Consider the following 5,818-nt stretch of genomic DNA (forward strand, 5'->3'; position numbering starts at 1 on the left):
GAAGCTTTAACAACCCGCTACGACCTGATCCTGTGCAACCCCCCTTACGTCAACAGCACCAGCATGGCTGCCCTGCCCGCTGAGTACAGGGCCGAGCCCGAGCTGGCGCTGGCAGGCGGCGCAGACGGCATGGACTTCATCCGGGAGCTGCTGGCCGCCGCACCTGCGAGAATGACGCCGAGCGCCGTGCTCGTGCTGGAAATTGGCAACGAGCACGACAATTTCATCGCGGCCTTCCCCCGGCTCGAAGCCATGGGCCTGCCCACCAGCGCCGGCGACGACCAGGTGCTGCTGCTGACCCGCGAAGCCATAGAACACTGGCAGGCCACCTGAAGACGCCTGCCGCAACAAACCTTTCATGATCACTCTTAAAAACGTCGTCCTGCGCCGCAGCGCCAAAGTGCTGCTCAACGGGGCGAATGTCACCATCAACCCCGGCGAGCGCGTCGGCCTGGTCGGGCGCAACGGCGCCGGCAAATCCACGCTGTTTGCCCTGTTCAACGGCACGCTGCATGAAGACGGCGGCGAGTTCTCCAGCCCCAGACAATGGCGCATGGCGCAGGTCGCGCAGGACATGCCCGAGACCGACGAGAGCGCCACTGACTTCGCCCTGGGCGGCGACACCCGCCTCATCGAGCTGCGCCAGTCGCTCACGCAGGCCGAAGAAGCCGACGACGGCATGGCCATCGCACAGGCCTACTCCGACCTGGCCGACGCCGGCGAACACGACGCAGTGCCCCGTGCGCAGGCGCTGATCCTGGGGCTGGGCTTCAAGGTGAGCGAGTTGGACAACCCCGTCGACAGCTTCTCGGGCGGCTGGCGCATGCGGCTGCAACTGGCCCGCGCTTTGATGTGCCCGTCTGACCTTCTGCTGCTGGACGAGCCCACCAACCACCTGGACCTGGACGCCTTGGTCTGGCTGGAGGCCTGGCTGAAAAAATACGAAGGCACGATGATCGTCATCAGCCATGACCGCGAGTTTCTTGATGCGGTGACCAACGTGACGATGCACATCGAAAACGCGCTGCTCAACCGCTACGGCGGCAACTACAGCAAGTTTGAAGACCTGCGGCTGCAGCAACTTGAGCTGCAGCAAGCCGCCTTCTCCAAGCAGCAAGACAAGATTGCCCACCTGCAGAAGTTCATTGACCGCTTCAAGGCCAAGGCCAGCAAGGCCAAGCAGGCGCAAAGCCGGGTCAAGGCGCTTGAACGCATGGAAAAGGTCGCCCCCATGCTGGCCGAGGCGGACTTCCAGTTCGAGTTCAAAGAGCCGGCCAACATTCCCAACCCCATGCTGTCGATCACCGACGCGAGCTTTGGCTATGTGGTCGAAGGCAAAGAGAAGATCATCCTGCGCAACGTGAGCCGCTCCATCCAGGCGGGCCAGCGCATCGGCATTCTGGGCGCCAACGGGCAAGGCAAGTCCACGCTGGTCAAGACCATTGCGCATGAAATGGGCGCACTGGCCGGCACCATCACCGAGGGCAAGGGCCTGTCGATCGGTTACTTTGCCCAGCAGGAGCTGGATGTGCTGCGCCCCGGCGACACACCGCTGGAACACATGGTGCGCCTGGCGCGCGAGGTGGGCGCGCAAGGCAGCGGCAAGGAAAACGGCATTGGCGAGCAGGCGCTGCGCGGCTTTCTGGGCAGCTTCAACTTCAGTGGCGACATGGTCAAGCAGACCGTGGGCACCATGAGCGGCGGCGAAAAAGCCCGCCTCGTGCTGGCCATGATGGTCTGGCAACGCCCCAACCTGCTGCTGCTGGACGAGCCCACCAACCACCTGGACCTGGTTACCCGCGAGGCCCTGGCGGTTGCGCTCAACGAGTTTGAAGGCACGCTGATGCTGGTAAGCCACGACCGGGCCCTGCTGCGCTCGGTGTGCGATGAGTTCTGGCTGGTCGGCCGCGGCGGCATTGCGCCCTTTGATGGCGACCTGGACGACTACCAACGGTACCTGCTGGACGAAGCCAAGCGCCAGCGCGAAGAGGCCAAGGAAGCCCTGCGCGGCGAAACCGTGGCGGCCGTGGCGCCGGTGCAAAGCGCCAAGCCTGTGGTGCACGCTGCGGCGCCTGCAGCGCAGGGCAACCGCGACCAGCGCCGCCTGGACGCGGCCAGCCGCCAGCAGCTGGCCGACAAGCTCAAGCCGCTCAAGCGTGAGATGGAGCGCTCAGAGCGTGCCATGGAAAACCTCAGCAAGGAAAAAGCCGGGCTGGAGGCGACGCTCGCCACCACCCTGCCCCCTGCGCAAATGGCAGAGGCGGGCAAGCGTTTGAAGGCCGTGAACGACTCGATTGCTTCCATAGAGGAGCGCTGGCTTGAGTTGACCCAGCAGATCGAAACTGCCAGCGCATAACAGTTTCCTTCTCCCTTTGGAGGAAGGCCGGCATGGGGGCACCGCTTGAAGTGGTCTGGTTAATCAACGTGCCCCCTCCCCAACCCTCCCCGACCGGGGAGGGAGCTCACAAACTACCCGTCTTGCAGGGCTATTTGTTGCCCTGTAGAGTGGGCCGATGCCCAGCATGACCAAGCTCCCCACCAAACTCACCGCCCTGCAACTGGCGGCCGGCCACCCCGCCATTGAGGAGGCGGTACGCCGCAGCCGCAAGCTGTTGCACCGACGGGCGCTGATGGGCGCAGCCGCCAGCGCGGTGCCCGTGCCCGGGCTGGACTGGCTGGTGGACGCAGCGCTGCTGTCCAGGCTCATCCCCGAGGTCAATGCTGAATTCGGGCTGTCGGCCACCCAGCTGGACAGGCTCACGCCCAAGAAGCGCGAACAGGTGCAAAAGGCGGTGCTGACGGTGGGCTCCATGCTGATCGGCAAGTTCATCACCCGCGATTTGGTGATCAAGGCTGCCAAACATGCCGGCGTTCGCCTGACGACCAAGCAGGTCGCCAAGTACGTGCCGCTGGCTGGCACGGCCATCTCGGCTTTCATGGGCTACACGGCGTTGCGCTTTTTGGGGGAAGAGCACCTCAAGGACTGTGTGCGGGTCGCACTGTCGGTGCAGCACCTTTTGCCCGCGCCGGAGCCTGCTCCGGTTCCGCTGGCGGTTCGGGTGGCCTGATCCTCCAGGGTTGCGATTCTGGCGGCTCGTGCCGCTATGAATCGCAGGCTGTCATGGCTTGGTAACAAGCGTGCGCAAAAGTCCTACAAGGCCCGCCCTCTGCTACCGACATGATGAGACCACGCGAGCGGTTAAATTCAAGGCATCTTGAATTCAACCTTTTTTAAACGCGAACCCGAGCCCATCATGATCAATCGCCTGACCTTCAAGAATGTTGCTGCCTTTGTGCTTGCTGCTGTTCTCGCGACGGCAGCCACAGCGATCACGGTGCAGTCCAACGATGCCGCCAGGGCCGCAGTCATGGGCGTTGACACGCCTGATATTGTGGAATTGCTGGACGTGCCAGACACAGTCAAGGAAGCGCCATGAGCCTGAATGATTCCAGCGTCGACCGCGACAGCCGATCCAACACCTCAGAAAAGCCCAAGTCGCGTGAATCATTCTTTTTGCGCAAGGCGCGCGCCGATGGGCTTACCGCGCATGACGATTTCCGATCTCCAGACCGCAAACCGGGCTTGGCGATCCTTGACTACGAAGAGGGTGAGTCGATCTGACTCCCCCAGCCGGCACCCCGCAGTGCCGGCTTTTTCCCCCTTCAGCCAGGCTGCTTGACCAGGCGCAGGTATGGCTTGGGCGCGTTCCAGCCGCCAGGGAACATGGCTTTGGCATCTTCATCAGACACCGAGCCGGCAATGATCACGTCGTCGCCATTTTTCCAGTTCACGGGCGTCGCCACCTTGTGTTTGGCGGTCAGCTGCATGGAGTCGAGCACGCGGAGTATCTCGTCGAAATTGCGGCCCGTGGTCATGGGGTAAGTCATCATGAGCTTGATCTTCTTGTCCGGGCCGATGATGAACACCGAGCGCACGGTGGCGTTGGTCGCGGCCGTGCGGCCGTCCGAGCCGCCGGACTCATCGGCCGGCAGCATGTTGTAGAGCTTGGCAACGGCCAGGTCGGTGTCGCCGATCATGGGGTACTTGACGGCTGAGCCCTGCGTCTCTTCGATGTCTGCGGCCCACTTGCTGTGATTCTCGACCGGGTCAATCGACAGGCCGATCAGCTTGGCATTGCGCTTGGTGAACTCGGGCTCGATCTTGGCCATGTACCCCAGCTCGGTGGTGCACACGGGCGTGAAGTCCTTGGGGTGCGAGAACAAAATGGCCCACTTGTCGCCGATCCATTCATGAAACTTGATCGTGCCCTGCGTGGTCTTGGCGCTGAAGTCGGGGGCAGTGTCGTTGATGCGTAGGGACATGGCATTCCTCTGGTGTTGTCGTATTGGAATGGGGAATATACGCCTGCGCGGTGGACAGCGGAAGCGCCTGGAACCTTCGAAGGAAAACGCATGAAAAAAGCCTGCTACTTTTCAGCAGCAGGCTTTTCAGGTCACATGAGGTCGCTTGTGCGACACATGCGGCCATGTTGGTGGGACGTGCGGGGGTCGAACCCACGACAAACGGATTAAAAGGGCCATGCTCAAATCAATGAAATCAACGACTTAGAACAGTTCTTGCAAAAGTTCAGTCATCAATGATTGGCTATCTGATGGATAGCTTTGCGACTCAAGTGATCGCTCCTTGTATGACTCAAAAGCATACAATAGACGTGCGCATGACGCTTGTAGAGTATTCGCAGACTTGGGTCCTGATGGTCCCGCAGGGAGCCCAGCCACGTGCGCCGTGGGCTCGGCTTTGCCGGGGTAGAAAAATCTAAACAAAACGATGGCACTGTCCACCTTCGCCAATAAATCGAGTTGGCCCGCACCTCGCCAAATAATCGCACTGAATTCGGAGCAGGAGCAGCGCGATCAGCTACCGCAAAAAATCCTCAAGTTATCCGGGCACCGACATATTCATGTTTGCTAGCGCTGCTTCACGCATCGCGTCATAGTGAGTCCAAAGTAGTGGATTGTTTTCGCGCACCCGCCTTTCTCGTACGAGTGGTTCAGTCAACGCCCAGCATCGAATGACAGTGGGCCCCCAGTTGTCCAAAAACAGCTTCGGCGCAACCGCGCCTCCACGCAAGAGGGTCCCAACAAAGGTGAAGCTTCTGCACACCGCCTCGATTTCTCCAGCCGTCGCCGTTCCGCTATACAGCTTCCTGCGAGCATCTATCACTTCTGGACGCTGAAGAAATTGCTCAATCCGGAATAGCGAGTCGAGTCGAGCGGCCGCCTCAGCAGACGCCGCCTGATGTTGGATCTCGATAAGTTGGCGGTGCTGTACTTTAAGCGTTCTCAATAGGCCAACTATCCCGATTAGGCCAACCACTGGACTAAGAATGCCGCCGACAAAGCTGCCGACGGCTCCCCAATCAGCGGCGGTTCTTGCAGTACCTAAGCCACCAAATCCCTCAATCACACAGAAAATAAATGCCCCGAGCGCAGCAAGGCCAAAAATAATGATAAATACCGCTTCTCCGGTTGACGCTGTGGACGCTCTTAAAGCTCTAGTCGAATCGTTTTCCATGATCTTCCTCATTTAACGCCGTTAGATACGACGCGTGATAAGTGTGGCTTCTCAAAATTAAGGCGTCAACCTCGCCTCTTGGTGGTAAGCGGCCAGTCCTCCCACCTTGATTCGAAACTGCATTCGTAGGACTCTTGCGTCCGCTAACTTGTAGCGGACACATGAGCACTTTGAGATGAGCACTTTGGTCGAGGCGCCCGGCGGGCGAGTAAGGAGGCGTCACAGCGCCCAGTTCAAGGCATCGGTCGTCCTGGCCTGCCAGCAGCCTGGGGTTTCGCTAGC

6 protein-coding genes and 1 pseudogene are annotated in these 5,818 nt (G+C 60.5%); 5 read left to right on the forward strand and 2 right to left on the reverse strand.

The features are described 5' to 3' along the window. The 5 genes and pseudogenes from H7225_RS05240 to H7225_RS05260 form a co-directional block, all read left to right on the forward strand. Positions 1-333, forward strand: a pseudogene (locus H7225_RS05240) (50S ribosomal protein L3 N(5)-glutamine methyltransferase); the annotation flags it as partial. A gap of 25 nt (positions 334-358) precedes the next feature. Then, positions 359-2,356 carry an ATP-binding cassette domain-containing protein gene (locus H7225_RS05245; protein ID WP_290659732.1) on the forward strand — a complete coding sequence of 666 codons (1,998 nt, stop codon included), beginning with the start codon at positions 359-361 and terminating at the stop codon, positions 2,354-2,356. 166 nt (positions 2,357-2,522) lie between these two features. After that, positions 2,523-3,068 carry a hypothetical protein gene (locus H7225_RS05250; protein WP_290659733.1) on the forward strand — a complete coding sequence of 182 codons (546 nt, stop codon included), beginning with the start codon at positions 2,523-2,525 and terminating at the stop codon, positions 3,066-3,068. 186 nt (positions 3,069-3,254) lie between these two features. Continuing rightward, positions 3,255-3,437: a hypothetical protein gene (locus H7225_RS05255; protein WP_290659734.1), complete on the forward strand. Its 183-nt coding sequence runs from the start codon at positions 3,255-3,257 to the stop codon at positions 3,435-3,437. Continuing rightward, positions 3,434-3,622 carry a hypothetical protein gene (locus H7225_RS05260; protein WP_290659735.1) on the forward strand — a complete coding sequence of 63 codons (189 nt, stop codon included), beginning with the start codon at positions 3,434-3,436 and terminating at the stop codon, positions 3,620-3,622. Before H7225_RS05255 ends, H7225_RS05260 begins: the two co-directional genes overlap by 4 nt. Positions 3,623-3,663: 41 nt before the next feature. On the opposite strand, the gene H7225_RS05265 is transcribed toward H7225_RS05260, so the two are convergent. Together H7225_RS05265 and H7225_RS05270 are read right to left on the reverse strand one after the other, a co-directional pair. Continuing rightward, positions 3,664-4,323, reverse strand: a complete 660-nt coding sequence (locus tag H7225_RS05265; RefSeq protein ID WP_290659736.1) for a peroxiredoxin — start codon at positions 4,321-4,323, stop codon at positions 3,664-3,666. 577 nt (positions 4,324-4,900) lie between these two features. Next, positions 4,901-5,536, reverse strand: coding sequence for a hypothetical protein (locus H7225_RS05270; RefSeq protein WP_290659737.1), 636 nt, complete (start codon positions 5,534-5,536; stop codon positions 4,901-4,903). Positions 5,537-5,818 lie beyond the last annotated feature (282 nt).

This window comes from Aquabacterium sp. (assembly GCF_014378415.1).
Taxonomy (GTDB): Bacteria; Pseudomonadota; Gammaproteobacteria; order Burkholderiales; family Burkholderiaceae_C; genus Aquabacterium.